Raw genomic sequence first — 17,355 nt, forward strand, 5'->3', positions numbered from 1 at the left:
GCTCAACAAATCCCGAAAACGCGAGACAAATGGACCCGAGGAGGTCTGATGGCGGACCACCTGCCCACGACCGCCCCGCTCGACCCGACCGACCGAGCGATCGTCGCCGCGCTGGTCGGAGACGGCCGGCTGTCGATCCGGGCGATGGCCGAGCGCCTGCACATCAGTCGCGCCAATGCCTATGCGCGCGTCGATCGGCTCATTGAGACCGGCGTGATCACCGGGTTCACCGCCCGGATCTCACCAGAGAAGGCGGGCCTCACCACGACCGCCTATGTCTGCCTCTCGATCGAACAAAATGCCTGGCGGGAGGTCCACGACGCGCTCGCCGCGGTGCCGTACGTCGAGCACGTCGCCCTCGTGGCCGCCGATTTCGACGTGATCGTCCTCGTGCGGGCACCGGACAATGTCACGCTGCGCGATGTCGTGCTCGAGCAGGTGCAATCCGTCCCGGGGGTGCGCTCGAGCCGGACCTGGTTGGTCTTTGCCGACGCCGATACCCCCGGGCCCTGGCGGCTCGCGAGCGAGCCCTAGGTCAGCGCCCGCAGGGCGATCAGGCAGAGCAGCAGCCCGACGAGGATGATGATCACGCCGATCACCACGACCCGTGAACCAGAGACCCCTTCGGCATCGAGCAAGGGAGGCCGGTAGGGCTCGGGTTCGCCGTCGCTCCGCTGCTCCGGCTCGCGATCGGCGCTCATGCATCGACCTCGGCGAGTTCGCTCGGCGAGGGGCAGGAGCAGATCAGGTGCCGGTCGCCGTAGGCTCCGTCGATTCGCGCTACCGGCGGCCAGTACTTGTCGGCCGCGTCGATCCCGACGGGGAAGGCCGCACTGGTCCGGTCGTAGGGGTGGTCCCACTCCCCCGCGAGCGAGGCCGCGGTGTGCGGCGCGTGTCGCAGCATCGAATCGGCGACCCCGACCTCGCCCGAGCCGACCGCGGCGATCTCTTCGCGGATCGCGATCATCGCGTCGCAGAAGCGATCGAGCTCGTAGCGGTTCTCGCTTTCGGTCGGCTCGACCATCAGCGTTCCGGCGACCGGGAAAGACATCGTCGGTGCGTGGAAGCCATAGTCGATGAGCCGCTTGGCGACATCGTCGACGGTGACGCCGGTCTCCTTGGTGATCTGGCGCAGGTCGAGGATGCACTCGTGCGCGACGATGCCGCCGGGGCCGGAGTAAAGCACCCGGTAGTGGTCGCGCAGCCGCGCCGCGATGTAGTTGGCGTTCAACACCGCGACCTGGGTGGCGCGAGCAAGGCCCTCTCCGCCCATGAGGCGCACGTAGGCCCACGAGATCGGCAAGATGCTCGCCGAGCCGAAGGGGGCCGCGCTCACCGGGCCGACCCCGCTGGCCGGGCCCGCCTCGGGAGCGAGCGGGTGGTTCGGCAGGTAGGCGGCGAGGTGCTCGCGCACCGCGACCGGACCCACCCCCGGGCCACCGCCACCGTGCGGGATGCAGAAGGTCTTGTGCAGGTTGAGGTGCGAGACATCGGCGCCAAACTTGCCGGGCTGGGCCAGGCCGACGAGCGCGTTGAGATTCGCGCCATCGACGTAGACCTGCCCGCCGGCGTCGTGGACCAGCTCGCAGAGCTCACTGATCGTGTCCTCGAAGACCCCGTGGGTGGAGGGGTAGGTCACCATGATCGCGGCGAGCTCGTCCCGGTGCTTGTCGATCTTGGCGCGCAGGTCGTCCATATCGACATCGCCACCGGCCCCGGTGGCCACGACCACGACCTTCATGCCGGCCATGACCGCACTCGCGGCATTGGTGCCGTGGGCGCTCGCCGGGATGAGGCAGATCCGGCGCTCTCCGTCGCCGCGCGCGTCGTGATACGCGCGGATCGCCAGCAGGCCAGCGAACTCCCCTTGCGAGCCGGCGTTGGGCTGCAGCGAGACCGAGTCGTACCCGGTGACCTCGGCGAGCCAGGTCGCGAGTTCGTCGATCAGCGAGCGGATGCCCTCGGTCTGCTCGGCCGGAGCGAAGGGGTGCAGCGCGGAGAACTCCGGCCAGGTCACGGCGAGCATCTCGGTCGTCGCGTTGAGCTTCATCGTGCACGAGCCGAGCGGGATCATCCCGCGGTCCAGAGCGAAGTCGCGGTCGGAGAGCCGACGCAGGTAGCGCAACATCGCGGTCTCGCTGCGGTGGTCGTGGAAGACCGGGTGCGTGAGGTACTCGGAGGTCCGGCGCAGGTCATCGGTGAGGGGTGACGTCCCACCGCTGCTCACCTCGTCGACTCCGAAGACCCCGGCGATCGCCGCGACATCATCGGCGGTCGTCGTCTCGTCGAGGCTGAGCCAGAGGGTGTCGGCATCGTGGCGCCACAGGTTGTAGCCCGCCTCGCGGGCGGCGGCGACGATCTCGTCGGCGCGACCCGGGACGCTCACCCGCAGAGTGTCAAAGTACGGGCCGTCGGCGAGCTCAACTCCCCCGCTCGCGAGCGCTTCGGCGAGGCTCACCGTCTTGGCGTGCACCTCTTCGGCGATCATCTTCAGGCCCTCGGGACCGTGGTACACCGCGTACATCGAGGCCATCACGGCCAGGAGCACCTGGGCGGTGCAGATATTGCTCGTCGCGCGATCGCGGCGGATGTGCTGCTCGCGGGTCTGGAGGGCGAGCCGGAAGGCCGGGGCGCCGACCGCGTCGACGGAAACGCCGACGAGTCGCCCGGGGAGCGAACGCTCCAACCCGAGGCGGACCGACATGTACCCGGCGTGCGGACCGCCAAAGCCCATCGGGACCCCGAACCGCTGGGTGGTGCCGACGGTGACGTCGGCGCCCCACTCGCCGGGCGGCGTCAGGAGAGTCAGCGCGAGCAGGTCCGCGGCGGCGGTGAGCAGGGCCCCCACCTCGTGCGCGGCGTCGGCGAGCGCGCCCCACGCGTGAATTTGGCCATCGGCCGACGGGTATTGGACGAGGACGCCGAAGACGTCCTGGTCGCCGGCCGCTGCGCGCAGCTCCTCGGCCGTTGTGACTCCGCTCAGATCGGCGACAACCACCGGCAGGCCCAGGGGCTTGGCTCGGGTCTGGAGCACGGCAAGGGTCTGGGGGAAGACGTGCTCGTCGACGAGGAGCACAGCGTCGCGCGACACCTTGCTGGCGCGCCGCATCAGGGTCATGGCCTCGGCGGCCGCGGTGCCCTCGTCGAGCAGGGACGCTCCGGAGACGGTGAGCCCGGTGAGGTCGGAGACCACGGTCTGGAAGTTGAGCAGCGCCTCGAGGCGGCCCTGGGAAATCTCGGGTTGGTAGGGGGTGTAAGCGGTGTACCAGGCGGGGTTCTCGAGGACATTGCGCTGGATCACCGCGGGGGTGATCGTCCCGTAGTAGCCGAGCCCGATGAGGGAGGTGACGACCTCGTTGCGGGCGGCGATCCCCCGCAATTGGGCGACCACGGCGGCTTCGGACGGCGCCGCCTCGATCGTCAGGGACTGCGTCTGGCGAATCGCACCGGGCACGGCGGCGTCGGTCAGGGCGTCGAGACTGTCGTGGCCGACGACCCCGAGCATCTGCTCAAGGTCCTCCTCACGTGGCCCGATGTGGCGGCCGACGAAGGCGGCAAGGGGTGAGTCGCTCATGAGGCGTCCTTTCGTATGGCACGGGCGAACAGCCTCCCCTTCTGTGGCGGATAGACCGTTCCAGAGGTGCCTGATCCGTGAGGTCCTTGGCGCCTGAGAGGTTCCGGGGAGTTTGCCCCTTCGGCGCCCCTTGACGCGCTCGGCGCATCAGCGGGGACTCTCCCCCACGGGGTGTACGGCAGAGGTAAGCCTAACAGCGACGGCGCTTAGGCACCGCGCGCGCGACGACGGGCGCCCACCTCATCACCCGGGACCTCGGGGATCTCGGCGGGCTCGTCATCGAAGCGCTCGCTCGGCATCTCCAGCAGCGATCCCTCGACCTCGCGCCAGACCCGGCCGACGGCAATACCGAAGACGCCCTGGCCGCCCTGGACGAGGTCGATCACCTCGTCGGCGGAGGTGCACTCGTAGACACTCGCGCCGTCGCTCATCAAGGTGATCTGGGCGAGATCGGCCACGCCCCGCTCGCGCAGGTGGGTGATCGCGACCCGGATCTGTTGCAGGGAGACCCCGGTGTCGAGCAGTCGCTTCACGACCTTCAGGACGAGGATGTCGCGGAATCCATAGAGCCGCTGGCTCCCCGAACCGGCCGCGCCCCGCACCGACGGCTCGACCAGACCGGTGCGCGCCCAGTAGTCGAGCTGGCGGTAGGTGATGCCAGCGGCCTTGCACGCGATCGGCCCGCGGTAGCCGCGGTCATCGCGAAGATCGGGAAGGTCATCGTCGAAGAGGACCGCCTGCATGCTGCCGGGAGGGGTCGACGTGCCGTCGGGGGTGTCTGCCACCGCGGTCCTCCTGAAAAAGAAAGAATGGTTCGCGACATGTTACTCACGCTGCGTGTTAATGACGGTACGTCGGGCCCCCACTCGGGTCAACGACCGCCGCGCGGCGGCGTTTCACTTCGTCACGTCACGATTCGGTCGCGGGGCCCTCTTCGGTCGTCTCGAAATCCTCGGGACTCACCTCGTCGAGGAACTCCTTGAACTTTTCGACCTCGTCCTCTTCGGTGGACGACTCGACCCCGACCTCGTCCAAAAGCTGTTCTGGCGCAAGGATGTCCGCACCGACGCGGACAGCGAGGGCGATGGCGTCCGACGAGCGCGACGAGATCTCGGTCCCATCGTCGAGGACGAGCGTCGCGTGGAAGACCCCGTCGAGGAGTTCATCGATGTGCACCCGAGCAAGGCTCCGCCCCACCGCGCCGATGACATCGACGAGCAGATCGTGGGTGAGCGGTCGAGGCGGGACGACGCCTTCCTGCGCGAAGGCGATCGCGGTCGCCTCGGCGGCGCCGATCCAGATCGGCACATAGCGGCTCCCGTCGCGCTCGCGCAGGAGCACGATCGGTTGGGAGGTGGGCATTTCCACCCGGACCCCGAGGACATCGAGCTGCTTCACCTGCCCACCGTAACCCGTGGACCTGAGACCGGACTAGCGGTGTCGCAGCGCCCTCTTGACCATGGCGACGTGGAGCGCGAGGCAGTCGGCCGCGACCTGGGCGGCGACGGTTTCGTCGTCGAGCCCCTCGGTCCCGGCGACCCCACCGTGCAGCCCCCTTCGTCCAAGGACATGCTCGACGAGGTCGACCTCCCGATCGGCGGCGGTGCGAAACGGTCGAAGGTGGCGCACGTCAATCCCAGCGGCGACGAGGGCGCCCGCGGCGCGCGCCGCGTCGAGGTCATCGGCGCCGAACCATCCGTCCTCGGCGGAGATCAGGCCGTACGAGACGAGTTCGCGCAACGTGCCGCGATCGATCCCGGCTTGCTCCTGCAGCTCGGCCGAACGGAGCCGAAGGGGGCGAACCTGGCGCAGCGCGTCAGCATCGGGAAGGGCGGCGGCCTCCCCCGCCGTCACGGCCGGTGCCGTGGCTCCCCCTTCGCTCACCTCAAGACCCCGATCGAGGGCATCGAGCCGCTCACCGATGACCTTCAGCGGCCAGAAGCGGTCGCGCTGCCAGGTGAGGATCAGCCGGAGCCGGTCGAGATCGCTGCGGGCGTACTTGCGATAGCCCGAGGCGGTGCGATGCGGATTGATCAGCCCTTCGGTCTCGAGATAGCGAATCTTCGAGATCGAGATGTCGGGGAAGTCCCCCTTCAGCGCATCAAGGACCGCCCCGATCCCGATCAGACCGCGCGGGGTCGAAGGCACCGGTACCGCAGCAGACGCGCTCAGGCGGTCCCGGCGTAGAAGACGAGCCGGAACTTGCCGATCTGCACCTCATCGCCGGTCGTGAGCGGGCTCGCGTCGATCCGCTCGCGGTTGACGTAGGTGCCATTGAGCGAACCCACGTCACGCACCGAGAAGCCCTCGCCCTCCCGGCTAAAGACGGCGTGCTTGCGCGAGACGGTGACGTCGTCGAGGAAGATGTCGCTGTCCGGGCCGCGCCCGGTCGTCACCTCGGCGTCGTCGAGCAGGAAGCGGGCGCCGGTGTTGGGGCCCCGCAGCACGATCAGCAAAGCCGTCCCGGCACGCAGCGCCTCGACGGTCGCCTGCTCCTCGCGCGAGAGGAAGTAATCGATCTCGTGCGCGTCGCTCTGGGGCGGGTGCGGCAGGCTCTGAAATGTCTGAGTCTGCGGATCCTGCCGGGGCGTCTCGTCGTGGCCGGTCATCCGGTGCCTCCTGGTGGTGCTCTTGGAGATTGAAGACTACGCGAGAGCGCTTGGGCGCGCTCACGCAGTCAGGGGAAAGGTCGAGATCAGCTGAGCTGGGCTTGGTACGCCTCGGCGTCGAGGAGCCCGTCGGTGTCGACACCGTCGGCAAGCTCGACCTCGTACATCCAGCCCTCGCCATAGGGGTCGCTGTTGACGAGCTCGGGGGTGGCCTCGAGAGCCTCGTTGACGGCCGTGACGGTGCCGTCGAGGGGAGCGTAAAGGTCCGAGACCGACTTGGTGGACTCCACCTCGCCGCAGGACTCGCCGGCACTCACCGCGTCACCGACCGCGGGCAGGCTGACGTAGACGACGTCACCGAGCGCCTCCTGGGCATAGCTCGTGATCCCGACGCGGACGGTCTTGCCCTCGCCCGAGCGCAACCACTCGTGGTCGGAGGTGTAGCGCAGGTCGGCGGGGTACTCGGCGTCGCTCATGGCTCTCCTTGGGTCAGCGTGAACCGTCGGGTGACGGCTCCGGCACGGGCTGAGCGTAACGAGGCGATGAAAGCTCGTGCAACGCGTCCACGTTCACCGACTCAAACTGCTCGATAGCGATCCTGCCACCCAGCCCGCGCACGGTCTCACCGACTCCCCCAGGGATCTCCATCGCGGTGCTCATTGTCTGGGCATTACCGATGACCGTGAAGACATAGGGCGAACGCAGCGGCTTGCCATCGGCGAGGACCGTGCCATCGCGATCGGTGAAGTAGCTCGCCGCGACGAGCCGGACATTGCCGACCTGAATCGCCTCGGCGCCGGCGTCGCGCAACTCCTGCAGGGTGTCGAGCAGGGTGGCCGCGGTGACCTTGCCCTGCGGGTCGGTGATCGTCAGGGTGATGCCCGGTCCGCTGGCCCGCGAGGTGCCCGCGAGGATCCCGAGCGCATCGAGGCGCTCTTGGGCGGCCCGTGCGGCCTGCTCCTCGTCGCCCTGGCTGCCGACGAGGTCACTGCGCGTGCGCTCCAGATCGGTGATCTCGTCATCGAGCCGTGAGCCGTTCTTGGTGACATCGTCGAGGATCCGCACGAGTTCGTCTTGGCGCAGATCTTCGAGGCCCATGGCCTGGGTCTGGCGCACCTGGGTCGCGATCGCAAAGCCCAGGAGGCAGGCGAGGGCAAGGGCGAAGAAGTTGGCGCGGGTCGCCCGCGGCCGGGCGATCAGATAGAGGCGGCGCCACCGGTCCGAGGACAACGGGGTAGCCGGTGGGACCGGTGGGCGCTCGTCCGCTGGCGCCTCGCCCCCTTCTGGCGCGGCCTGATGATCGCCCTGCGGGGGATCGCGACGGATCGACATCATCTGGGTCGGCTCGTCGTCGGGCGGGTTCGGCCCCGGTGGATTGGTCGTCATGCGCTGAAGAGGTGACGGCGGATGGAGGCGACGTTGGAGAAGATCCGCACGCCGAGGACCACGATGACGCCGGTCGAGAGCTGCGAGCCGACGCCCAGCTGGTCACCGAGGAAGACGATGAAGGCCGCGACCACCACATTGGAGAGGAAGGAGACGACGAAGACCTTGTCGTTGAAGATCCCATCGAGGGTGGCGCGGACCGCGCCGAAGACCGCGTCGAGGGCGGCAATCACGGCGATCGGGAGGTACGGCTGGAGCCAGATCGGGACATCGGGCTGCAGGACGAGGCCGATGACGACGCCGGCGATGAGGCCGATGGCAGGGATCACGGGGTGCTCTCCTTGGTCGGCGCCCGCTTGGGTGCGGGCGCAGCGCGGCCGTCGGGGACGACCGTGGCGTAGCGGGTGGTGCTGGCGACGGCACTCGGCAGGGTGAGTTCCTGCTGAGTCGTCAGGCTGGTCGGAATGCGGTAGTTCTGCCGCAACCCATCGAAGTAGGCGCCGGCGCTGCCCTGCGCGAAGTCGGTCCGCAGGGACTCGGAGTCCCCGATCGCATCGATGGTGTAGGGCCGATTGAGCGGGCGGAAGTTCACCAGGATCGCGTCGCCCGCGAAGCGGATGGCCGAGCGGGACGTGAGCCGCTGGCCGTTGATCGAGATGCCCTCGGCGCCCGCCGCCCACAGGCCATTGGTGATGATCTGGAGGTCACGGCTGAGCACCCGCCCTTCGTTGGAGGCATTGGAGCGGGGGTCGCCATCGGCGCTCGTGCCGCTGCCGGGGGCATCGTCGAGGGTGAGGCGCACGCCGGGGCCGCTCACGGGGACCAGTCCATTGACGGCGCGCAGGTCCTGGAGTTGCTGTGCACCTGGGGCACCTGGGTTGAGCCGCCCCGTGGCCCGGTCGATCTGCTCTTGCAGGTCGCGGACGGTGTCGGAGCGTTCGTCGACGAGGTCCTGTTGAGCCTCGATCTGCCGGATGAGCTCGGCGCGGGCGTCGGCCCTGCTGGATTCGCGCGTGCGCAGGGCCGCCGAACTGATGCCGATCACGATCCCGGTGATGAGCAGGAAGACGAGCAGCCATGGCGCCCGCCAGCCGGTCGCGGGCGGGCGGCCCGCCGCGGTGCGCTTGTCGGCAGCGGCCTGGTAGCCGGGGTCCAGGGGACGCTTCAGCATCGAGGTGATGAGGGTCATCGAGGCATCCACCGGGGGCTTGCTGCCCGGGTGCCCGGGATTAGTGGACACGCTCACCGCCGCTCTGTGCCCGGATCGCGGCGACCTGCACGGCGTAGACGACGACGGAGACCCAGTAGAGGACCATCCCCCACCAGGCGAAGGCCCATCCCACCGGCCGTGAGATGTCGGCCAGGGTGCCGGTGCCAGCGGCGAGGAGCAGAAGGGGGAAGGCGTAGAGCAGGCAGGCCGTCGCGGCCTTCCCGACGAAGTGGACGGGCAACCCCTTCGACCGCTCGTCACGCACGGTCAGCAACATGATCGACAGGAGCACATCACGGGCGATCAAGATGGCGACCACCCACCACGGGATGACCTCTCGGTAGGCGAGCCCGAGCACGGTGGTGAAGATGTAGAGCCGATCGGCGATCGGGTCGAGCATCGCGCCGACCCGGGAGGTCATCGCGAACCGGCGGGCGATCCAGCCGTCGAGATAGTCGGTGATCCCCGAGGCCATCAAGATGATCACGGCGAGGCCGTCGCGCTCGGTGAGGAGAGCCCACAAGAACAGTGGGACGCCGAGCAGGCGAAGGGCGGAGAGCAGGTTGGGGAGGGTCCACAGGCCACCCGCGCGGGCGGGCGGGGAGGTACCGGTCGTGCTGCTCACCCGAGCAGCCTAAGCGCTGCCTGAGACACTACGGCGCATGACGTCCGCTCATCCGCGCCGTGTACTGAATCTTGACCTAGACCAGTTGCGCTCCCGCTCGAGCATCAAGTGGCGCCTCTACGACTCCGATGTGCTGCCGCTCTGGGTGGCCGAGATGGACGTGCTCCCCGCCCCGGCGGTCGTTGAGGCCCTGGAACGGGCGGCTCGGGAGGGCGATCTCGGCTAGCCGAGGTGCCCTAAACACACTCACCTGTGATCATGCGCGTGTGCGCAGTTCCAGTGTATCGGTCACTCAGGAGGATGCGGGAGGTTCCCTGATGATGTCGTCGCCGTACGGATTCGTGATCGTGCGGCGAACGGCTGATGACGACGGTGCGGCGGCTAACACATGGTGACGTGACTCTTGCGCCAGTCTGGAAGGTAGAACTATCGGCCAGGCGGGGCTATCCTCTCTTGGCAGTGCCAAGCCGACCACCGTGACCGTGGGCACCCATATCCTTGCCGAGTTATCTAGGTCGATTCTTGGAAATTATCCAGAGCTTGGTCTATCTGGGCCTCATGTCCTGTCATAAGGTGCCCGCCGTTCTCGAATGCGATGAACGTGGCCTCAGGGAATCTCTTCGCGGCGCGTTCCATGTCCGAGAAGTTCACCAGCTTGTCGTCTTTAGCGTGAAGAATGAGCGTCGGGACCGTCAGGTCTTCGATCGGGTAATCGTCGAAGTTCCTGGCCATATCCGGGTTGCTGACAGTCGCGTCGAGCAATACCCCGCTTCGACGCTGATCAACGGGCAACATGCCCTCGATCGTCCGCGGCTCCATGCCCATGGTGAGCTTGAACAACGGACTGATGAGAAACATCCCCCAGTTGCTGACGAGAAGTTTCGGCGGCCCCTGGTACGCCCGGTACTTCTCGGGTTTGCTCGTGAGCGGCGGCGCGGAGCAATACAAGATAAGACCTCGTGTACGATTCGGATAATCGAGCGCGAAGCGAATCGCCGCCGTTCCACCTGCCGAGGTCCCCAACACGTACGCTCGGTCGATCTCTAGAGCATCAAGCAGTTCTACGAAAGCCGCAGCTTGTTCCCGAGGGCTGCCATCACCCGACACATCGCTTCCTGGATATCCGAAGCGGGACGGCGCGATGACTCGGTTGCTGGCCGTACGATTCCGACACGTCTCGAACGCCTGGTCATACCCACCGAATATTCCGTGGCTGCACAGAACCACCTCTCCTACGCCCTCATCGACATAGGTCATCTCTCCATAGGACAGCGTGACGGTTTTGCAGCGATAGGCCGACAAACGAGACCGCGCGTTCTTCAGGGCGATTCTGCATCGTAGGGCCTGGACAAGCACATACAAGAGGACAACGCCACTAACCGCAGCAAGGAGCATCTTGGTCATCTACTCGTCCCCCTTTTCCGCTCACGATGCTGCCGAAGGCGAAGAATGAAGAGATGAATGGTCTTCGCCACACCATACCCAATCGCAACCGCGACAGTAGAGTATGGAACCGTCTACTGCGGCACGCTGACGAACGATACCGAAGCGCCGTGCTCCGCTGCTCGTCCATCCTACAATCCTCGGGCTGGCCCCTGGTGTCGTGGGTCGCTGTGGGGGTCACGCTCTACCGGCTCTGATAGTTGCCGCTCTCGCCTGGCCGTCCGTCGTCGCTGGTGCTCTTGATCGGCTCGCTTCGTCTTGATGCGCTCGGTGGCTTCATCGATGGGGAGCCTGCGGAGTTCGTCGGCTTCCGCCCGGAGGATGGCGACTCGGGTCGTGGCGTCTCTTGCGAGGCTGTGCGGGCTGGGTGCACGTATCCCATGATAGGCGCGGCGGGCTGGCTCGGCTCCGTACTCATTGACCAGCAATGCCAGGCGTTCCCGCTGGTGCCGCTGCTGCGTCGCCTTTCGTTCAGCGCGTACTGTTTCGACAGCGCGGTCGGCGTCGGTCACGCGGGGGTCGCTCTCGGCTCGTCGTGCCGCTGCCTGTGTCGCCCACCCGGGCAGCGTCTCGTCGGTGCGGGGCGGCTCGCCACCCCAAGCGTCGTGTACCTGCGCTCGTCGTGTCTGGGTCTGCTCGGTCACGGCCTGATGCTCGTTCCTGGCCTTGCGTCTGCCGAACCGTCCGACTGCGGCAAGCCGACCACGGGCAGCGGCCTCGTCCTTGACCGCAGCGAGGTAGGCTGCACCGTCGCGCTCGGCTTGCTCCATGAGGGGTGCGGCAACCTTGGCACGCACCTGCTCGGCGGCTTCCTCGACCTTGCGGAGCACATCAGCGGTCTCTTCGTCCTCAGCATGGTGGGCGGCGCGTTGGGTATCGAACTTCGCGGCGATCTGCTCCCACCGCTCCGCCGCCCGCTCTGCACGCTCGGTCTCGTGGTCAAGGCGGGCGAGTTCTTCGGTGACCAATCGCGCCGGGCCGTCTGCGATGAGGCCGCGTACCGCTTCGGTGGCCTGTCGTGTGGCGTGGTCGAGGCCCCGGTCTGCGGGGTCGCGTTCCATCGCCTCGATGAACTGCGCCCGCGCGTCGGCCATGTCTGCGGCCGCGACATGGAGCCAGTTCGCCTCTCGGCCGCGGGTCATGCCGACGTAGACGCCTGCCGCGCTGGTGGCCTCCGACAGCACCGTGTGAGAGCTGCCCACGGTTGCGCCTTGGACGCCGTAGGCAGTCGCGGCATAGGACAGGTGCGCATGCTCACCCACATACTCGGCGGGCAGGGTGACGGTGCGGGGGTTCTTGCGTCCGCTCGCGGCTTCGCGGGCGTACACGGTGCCGTCGTTAGTGACGTGCTGGACAATCCACTGTTGCCGGTTCGCCACGCCGAGGGCGGTGTCGTTCTTGCGAGTCTGGATGAGATCACCGGCCCCGATGGGGAGGCCGTCACTGCCGGTCGCCGTCATAGTGTCGTCAACTTCGCCGGACTCGACCCGTCCGGCCCGGATGCGCTCGTTCACCGCAGCGGCCTCGTCGTTGGTCGCCACCGTGATGGCTTCGCCGTCACGGGCTTGGTCGGTGATGCGGTCGCGGGCGGCTCCCTCGTCTGCGTGCAGCGTGACGAGACCCATAACCGCGAGACGGTCGAACACCTCGCCGGGCTTGGTACGGTCACGCATCCGCAACGTGAGCGCCGCGAACTCGGCATCGGAGAACCTGTGCAACTCGGTCATGTCGTAGGTGCGGCCCCTGATCTGCGCGGCCATGTCGAGCACACCGCCACGACCGACAGCGGGGAGTTGAGCGCGGTCGCCCACGAGCGCGACCGTCGCCCCCGCCTCGGCAGTCACCGTGAGGAGGACGCGAGCGGTGTCTTGGCCGAGCATCCCGGCCTCGTCCACGATCACGCGCATGCCCCGCGCGAGCCGCGCGTCTTCGCGCGGGCCGGTGTAGGTGCGCCCGTTCTCGGGGTCGGTATCGCCAGGGGCGAGGCGTGTCCATACGCCGTCGCTGTTCCACCGCCACCCGTGCGCATGCACGAGCGTCGCAACGCTCGTTGCGGGCACCCCGAGTTCTTCATGCGCGACCTGCGCCGCGCGCAGCGTCGGCGCAACCACCCGCGACGCACGCCCGTGCTCGGCAGCGACGGTGATCGCGGTGCGCAGCATCGTCGTCTTCCCACTCCCCGCCGCGCCCTCCACGATCACCAAAGGGTCGGTCGAGGCAACCGCCGCAGCCGCGAGGGTCTGTCCTTCATCGAGTCCAGCCGTTCGCGCGGCTTCGGTCACGTCGGGATGATCCGGCTCCCGCTCCGGCGTCGCGGCGGCGAGCTGGTCGCGCAGCGCGGTCTCGGCAGCAACCACGCTCAGGCTAGTCAGGTGCGCGACATGCTCCGGCGTCGGCGCGCCTGGCGGCAAGACTGAGAGGCAGTCCGAGACGGCAAGCTCGGTCGCCAGGGTGATGAACTCCCGCAACTCGGCGGACGTCGCCTGCACGCCTGCCTCAGTGGTGATGCGGGTGACGTGCTCCTGGATCGTGTGCCGCGTCCACGCCGACGAGTCTGCGGCGCTCCGGTCGAGCGCGCGCGATGCGACTTCCTGCACTGCGAGGTCATCTACCGAGACCGCCCGTTGCGCGGGTCGTCGCTGCTGTAGGGCGGGGTTGTATCCGGCGTCGCGGAGTTCTTGCTGCCACCATTCCTCGTTCTTGAGGTCTGCGGGCTTCTTCCCGGGCCGCTGGCGCGTCCAGGCGATGCCCTGCAACCTCGCCGTCATCACCGGGCCCAGTACTTCACCCGGATGCAGCGCTTCCCATTCAGCTTCGAGCCGGTCCAGGTTGCGCCTGATCTGCGCCGACCGCTTCGACATCACCCCGTTGAACGGCTCCAATTCCGCTACTTCACCGGAGGCGGGATCGAGCGTCAGGCCATGGTCGGCGAGGGTCTTGGCCAACTCGGGATGTGCGGCGATCACGGCGGTGCCCATCGCGCGGATCGCGCCCTGCTGCTTGAACAACGCCGCCGTATCGAGCGCCCGCCACTTCCCAGCCGCCCACACCCTCGTGCCGATCTGCATATGGATATGCCGGTGCGGATCGCCAGCACGGGAGGCCTTGTGCCGGATACCGACGACCTGCATCCGCTCGATGGGAATGATTTCACGGGCGTCACGCGGGCCGACCCGCGTCACAGAGTGCTGACCGAGCCAACGCCGTATCTCGGCCAGGGCATCCTGCTGCGCTGCATCGAGGGCATCGGAGACTTCCGGGTGGAGGGCAGCCGCGACGGACAGACTCTTGGGGGCGTTGATCGTCATCTCCGCGAACAACGGCGAACCCTTCGTACCCACCGCTGCCGCGCGCGGGGTGCCCATCTGCTCGCCCGTGACCGGATCGCGCCAGTCCACCCACCCCTCATACTCGTCGGCAGTCAGGGATCGAGTATCGGTGGCTTCGCCCGTGTTGTCGAGCACCGCGTAGTCGGCTACGGCGTCATCCGCGCCGAGGTAATACTCGTCGGCGCGGGAGCGGTCGGCCTCGACATATCTGCGCGCGGCAGAACCGCTGCCGCGGAACAGGATCACCCCGCCCTTCACCTCGGCCTCCCTCATGAGTCGTCTCATGAGGGAGGTGCGCACGCCCCACCCACGGTGGCATACGTGCATTTTGAAGAACAGGGGTGGTGTTCGGGTTGGTAGAGAGCGGGAAGCGTGAGCCAGTGGGCTTGGCGGTTGACCGCGAGAGCCTTGATCGAAGAACTGTGAGTGACTAACATTTGGACTATGGATCGTTGGGATCGGACGCATGAGGCGCTGAGGCAGGCCGCGTTGGAGCTGTTCACGGAGCACGGGTATGACGCGACGGGCACGGCTCAGATCGCGGCGCGTGCCGAGGTGAGCGAGATGACACTGTTCCGGCACTTCTCGTCCAAGGAAGCGTTGTTGCTCGCCGACCCGTTCGATCCGCTGATCGCGGAGGCGGTTCGCGCACGACCCAAGGACGAGCCGCCGATGCGGGCTGTGGCGGAGGGCATCCGGCAGACATGGGCCGAGGTCGATGCCGAGAGTATTGCCGCCCTGCGTGTCCGTCTGCGGATGGTGGTGGCCGCGACCAGTCTCCGGGGAGCGGTGGAGCGCAACAGCGAGGCGACGATCACCGCCCTGAGCGGTGCGCTTTCGGATCGGGGCGTCGCTCCGGTCGCGGCTCGGGTTGCGGCGACTGCGGTGATTTCCGGGTTGAGCGTCGCGCTGCTGGATTGGGCGCAGTCTGAGCATGCCGCTCCGGGCGACGCGCTGGCCCGCGCTCTCGACGTCCTGGGAGGTGCGGCTAGTGCTTGAGTTCGAGAACGTCGGCCTGCGCTTCCGAGGCGGCGCGGGTGTGGAGCATCTCACGTTCCGCGCCCTGCCGGGCGAGATCGTCGCCCTGATCGGTCTGAATGGTGCGGGTAAGACGACGCTGATGCGGCTCGCGCTCGGGATGCTCCGTCCTCAGCGCGGCACGGTACGACTGTTCGGCGAGTCGCTGGAATCTGCCCCTACATCGACTTGGGCGGGGGTCGGGGCATTGATCGAGATGCCGCTGGCCTACCCCGAGCTGACCGTGCGGGAGAACTTGCGTATCGCCTGCCTCTTGCACGGCACCGACCCCGACCGGGTCGAGCACTCGCTGGACGCCTGGCGGCTGACGCCGGTCGCTGATCGCCGGTTCCGCCGTCTCTCCCTCGGGAACCGGCAGCGCGTCGGCCTCGCCGCCGCGCTCCAACACGACCCGAGGCTGATCGTGCTGGACGAGCCGAGCAACGCGCTCGATCCCGCGTCGGTGATCCTGCTGCGCGACCAGCTCACCCGCCGCGCCGGAGAGGGGTCGGCGGTCCTGGTCAGCAGCCACCACCTGGACGAAGTGGCACGGATCGCGGATCGCGTGCTGCTGATGAACGCGGGTCGCTTGATCGGGGAACTCCACACCACCAGCCCCGACCTCGAACGCGCCTTCTTCGAGCGCATCCGAGAAGACGACGAACACCATCTGAGAGCCGGGGAGGTTGCACGATGAACGCGGCGATCCGTGTCGAAGCTCTCAAACTTGTGCGCTCCCCGGTCGGCATGATCGGCACCCTCGCCCTCGTCGCAGGTACGCTCGCGCTGCTGGGCGGGATCACTGTGGCTCTGGCGGACGGCAACCCGGAGCTGACGGCCAAGGCCGGTGCTGCGGCGACGCTGGACTGGAACGGCCTGCTCGCCGGCGCCGCGCAGATCACCGCCGCCGGAGGACTCCTCGGCTTCGGCGTCGTGCTGTCCTGGATGTTCGGCCGCGAGTTCACGGACGGCACGATCACCGGCCTGTTCGCGCTCCCCGTCAGCCGCAGCCGGATCGCGCTTGCCAAACTGACGGTCTATACCGCGTGGTCGATCGCGGTCAGCGTTGTGCTCACGCTCGGCATCCTCGCCCTCGGACTTCTGCTCGGCTACGGCACCCCGACCGCCGACGACTGGGGAGGTCTCGCCAGGCACGGCGCGCTCACCATGTTCACGGCCGCAATCGCCGTTCCCGTGGCGTGGATCGCCTCCGTGACACGCTCGATGCTCGCCTCGGTCGGCGGTGCGATTGCCCTCGTCATCATCGCCCAGGTCGGAGCCCTCGCCGGAGCCGGAGGATGGATGCCTCTCGCAGCTCCCGCGCTCTGGGCAATGAGCAGCGGCACTGCCGTGACTCCTGTCCAGCTCGCCCTCGCAATCGCGGTCGGCATCGTCTTCGCGGCACTCACCTGCGCTGCCTGGGCACGACTCCAACTCAACCGATAACCGCTGCGTCCACAGCGAGCGGAGGCCTGTGGCCTTGACGAGAATCTGAACGTACGTTTAGACTCATGAACATGCGTTCAGTAGATTCGAATGACCTGACGACTCGTGCTCGCATCCGCAATGCGGCGATCGAGCTGATCGGTACCCACGGGTTCGAGCGGGCGAGTATGCGGATGATTGCCCAGGCTGCCGGGGTGAGCCCTGCGCTGGTCGTTCACCACTTCGGCGATAAGGACGGGCTCAGAGCAGCCTGCAACGCGCATGTCTCGGCCATGTTCACCGTCGAGCGCGTGGGCGCGAACGGGGCTCCTTCCTTGGACTCCATCCGAGCCGCATTGAACGATTGGGAGGCAAACGGCCCAGCGTTGAACTATCTCGCGCGGATGCTCTCGGACGATGACTCTCGCTCAGTGGACGAGCTGTTCGACAGCCTCCTGCAAGGCACACTCCAAGTCGTTCAGGATCAGGAGCGAGCCGGGGTGATCCATCCGCAAAGCGATCCGAATGTTACCGCTCTGCTCCTCACGGGCCTCGGCCTCGCACCCCTTGTTTTGAGCCGTCACTTCGCTCGTTCCCTCGGGGCCGACGAACTCACACCTACGGCTCTCGCCCGCATCACCATCCCCCTGCTGGAACTGTTCACCCACGGCTTCTACAAGGACGACTCGATCCTTAACGCAACCAAGTCCGCGATGGAGAACCAGGAGAAGAAGTGA

At 67.6% G+C, this 17,355-nt stretch carries 19 protein-coding genes and 1 riboswitch; of the genes, 6 read left to right on the forward strand and 13 right to left on the reverse strand.

Annotated features, from left to right (window positions below; genetic code table 11):
* Positions 1-48: 48 nt before the first annotated feature.
* On the forward strand, positions 49-534 hold the full coding sequence (locus tag AB8K43_RS07995) for an Lrp/AsnC family transcriptional regulator (RefSeq protein ID WP_370893213.1): 486 nt from the start codon (positions 49-51) through the stop codon (positions 532-534).
* Here AB8K43_RS07995 and AB8K43_RS08000 read toward each other — a convergent pair.
* From AB8K43_RS08000 to AB8K43_RS08050, 11 genes are all read right to left on the reverse strand, one after another.
* On the reverse strand, positions 531-701 hold the full coding sequence (locus tag AB8K43_RS08000; protein WP_370893214.1) for a hypothetical protein: 171 nt from the start codon (positions 699-701) through the stop codon (positions 531-533). The two genes, AB8K43_RS07995 and AB8K43_RS08000, sit on opposite strands and share 4 nt — an antisense overlap.
* Positions 698-3,574: an aminomethyl-transferring glycine dehydrogenase gene (gene gcvP, locus AB8K43_RS08005; RefSeq protein ID WP_370893215.1), complete on the reverse strand. Its 2,877-nt coding sequence runs from the start codon at positions 3,572-3,574 to the stop codon at positions 698-700. Before gcvP ends, AB8K43_RS08000 begins: the two co-directional genes overlap by 4 nt.
* 70 nt (positions 3,575-3,644) lie before the next feature.
* Positions 3,645-3,749, reverse strand: a riboswitch (glycine riboswitch).
* A 31-nt stretch (positions 3,750-3,780) separates the two neighbouring features.
* Positions 3,781-4,317 (reverse strand): MerR family transcriptional regulator, encoded by a 537-nt coding sequence (locus tag AB8K43_RS08010; protein ID WP_370893386.1) that lies wholly within the window; start codon positions 4,315-4,317, stop codon positions 3,781-3,783.
* A gap of 166 nt (positions 4,318-4,483) precedes the next feature.
* Positions 4,484-4,972, reverse strand: a complete 489-nt coding sequence (locus AB8K43_RS08015) for a bifunctional nuclease family protein (protein ID WP_370893217.1) — start codon at positions 4,970-4,972, stop codon at positions 4,484-4,486.
* 33 nt (positions 4,973-5,005) lie between these two features.
* The gene (locus tag AB8K43_RS08020) at positions 5,006-5,722 is read right to left on the reverse strand and encodes a MerR family transcriptional regulator (protein WP_370893219.1); all 717 of its coding nucleotides are present in this window, start codon (positions 5,720-5,722) and stop codon (positions 5,006-5,008) included.
* A gap of 20 nt (positions 5,723-5,742) precedes the next feature.
* Positions 5,743-6,183, reverse strand: coding sequence for an FHA domain-containing protein (locus tag AB8K43_RS08025; protein WP_370893221.1), 441 nt, complete (start codon positions 6,181-6,183; stop codon positions 5,743-5,745).
* A gap of 86 nt (positions 6,184-6,269) precedes the next feature.
* Entirely contained in the window at positions 6,270-6,659 is a 390-nt protein-coding gene (gene gcvH, locus AB8K43_RS08030) for a glycine cleavage system protein GcvH (RefSeq protein WP_370893223.1), read from the reverse strand.
* Positions 6,660-6,672: 13 nt separating this feature from the next.
* Complete coding sequence (locus tag AB8K43_RS08035; protein WP_370893225.1) at positions 6,673-7,569, reverse strand: DUF881 domain-containing protein; 897 nt, start codon at positions 7,567-7,569, stop codon at positions 6,673-6,675.
* Positions 7,566-7,898, reverse strand: coding sequence for a small basic family protein (locus AB8K43_RS08040; RefSeq protein ID WP_370893227.1), 333 nt, complete (start codon positions 7,896-7,898; stop codon positions 7,566-7,568). The genes AB8K43_RS08035 and AB8K43_RS08040 overlap by 4 nt, the downstream gene beginning before the upstream one ends.
* The gene (locus AB8K43_RS08045) at positions 7,895-8,758 is read right to left on the reverse strand and encodes a DUF881 domain-containing protein (protein WP_370893229.1); all 864 of its coding nucleotides are present in this window, start codon (positions 8,756-8,758) and stop codon (positions 7,895-7,897) included. Before AB8K43_RS08045 ends, AB8K43_RS08040 begins: the two co-directional genes overlap by 4 nt.
* A 40-nt stretch (positions 8,759-8,798) precedes the next feature.
* Complete coding sequence (locus AB8K43_RS08050; protein WP_370893231.1) at positions 8,799-9,404, reverse strand: CDP-alcohol phosphatidyltransferase family protein; 606 nt, start codon at positions 9,402-9,404, stop codon at positions 8,799-8,801.
* Positions 9,405-9,441: 37 nt separating this feature from the next.
* Between AB8K43_RS08050 and AB8K43_RS08055 the strand changes: the two genes are divergently transcribed.
* The gene (locus AB8K43_RS08055) at positions 9,442-9,630 is read left to right on the forward strand and encodes a hypothetical protein (protein WP_370893232.1); all 189 of its coding nucleotides are present in this window, start codon (positions 9,442-9,444) and stop codon (positions 9,628-9,630) included.
* 284 nt (positions 9,631-9,914) lie between these two features.
* On the opposite strand, the gene AB8K43_RS08060 is transcribed toward AB8K43_RS08055, so the two are convergent.
* On the reverse strand, positions 9,915-10,808 hold the full coding sequence (locus AB8K43_RS08060) for an alpha/beta fold hydrolase (protein WP_370893234.1): 894 nt from the start codon (positions 10,806-10,808) through the stop codon (positions 9,915-9,917).
* A 170-nt stretch (positions 10,809-10,978) separates the two neighbouring features.
* Positions 10,979-14,449, reverse strand: a complete 3,471-nt coding sequence (mobF, locus tag AB8K43_RS08065) for a MobF family relaxase (protein ID WP_370893236.1) — start codon at positions 14,447-14,449, stop codon at positions 10,979-10,981.
* Between the two features lie 171 nt (positions 14,450-14,620).
* On the opposite strand from mobF, the gene AB8K43_RS08070 reads away from it, so the two are divergent.
* The 4 genes from AB8K43_RS08070 to AB8K43_RS08085 all read left to right on the forward strand — a co-directional run bounded on the left by AB8K43_RS08070 (position 14,621) and on the right by AB8K43_RS08085 (position 17,355).
* Positions 14,621-15,175, forward strand: a complete 555-nt coding sequence (locus AB8K43_RS08070; RefSeq protein WP_370893237.1) for a TetR/AcrR family transcriptional regulator — start codon at positions 14,621-14,623, stop codon at positions 15,173-15,175.
* The gene (locus AB8K43_RS08075; protein ID WP_370893239.1) at positions 15,168-15,890 is read left to right on the forward strand and encodes an ABC transporter ATP-binding protein; all 723 of its coding nucleotides are present in this window, start codon (positions 15,168-15,170) and stop codon (positions 15,888-15,890) included. Before AB8K43_RS08070 ends, AB8K43_RS08075 begins: the two co-directional genes overlap by 8 nt.
* Positions 15,887-16,639, forward strand: coding sequence for an ABC transporter permease (locus tag AB8K43_RS08080; RefSeq protein ID WP_370893240.1), 753 nt, complete (start codon positions 15,887-15,889; stop codon positions 16,637-16,639). The genes AB8K43_RS08075 and AB8K43_RS08080 overlap by 4 nt, the downstream gene beginning before the upstream one ends.
* 71 nt (positions 16,640-16,710) lie before the next feature.
* A complete protein-coding gene (locus tag AB8K43_RS08085; protein ID WP_370893242.1) occupies positions 16,711-17,355 on the forward strand; it encodes a TetR/AcrR family transcriptional regulator in 645 nt (214 codons plus the stop codon).

The organism is Janibacter sp. GXQ6167, assembly GCF_041365945.1.
Lineage (GTDB): Bacteria > Actinomycetota > Actinomycetes > Actinomycetales > Dermatophilaceae > JBGFSK01.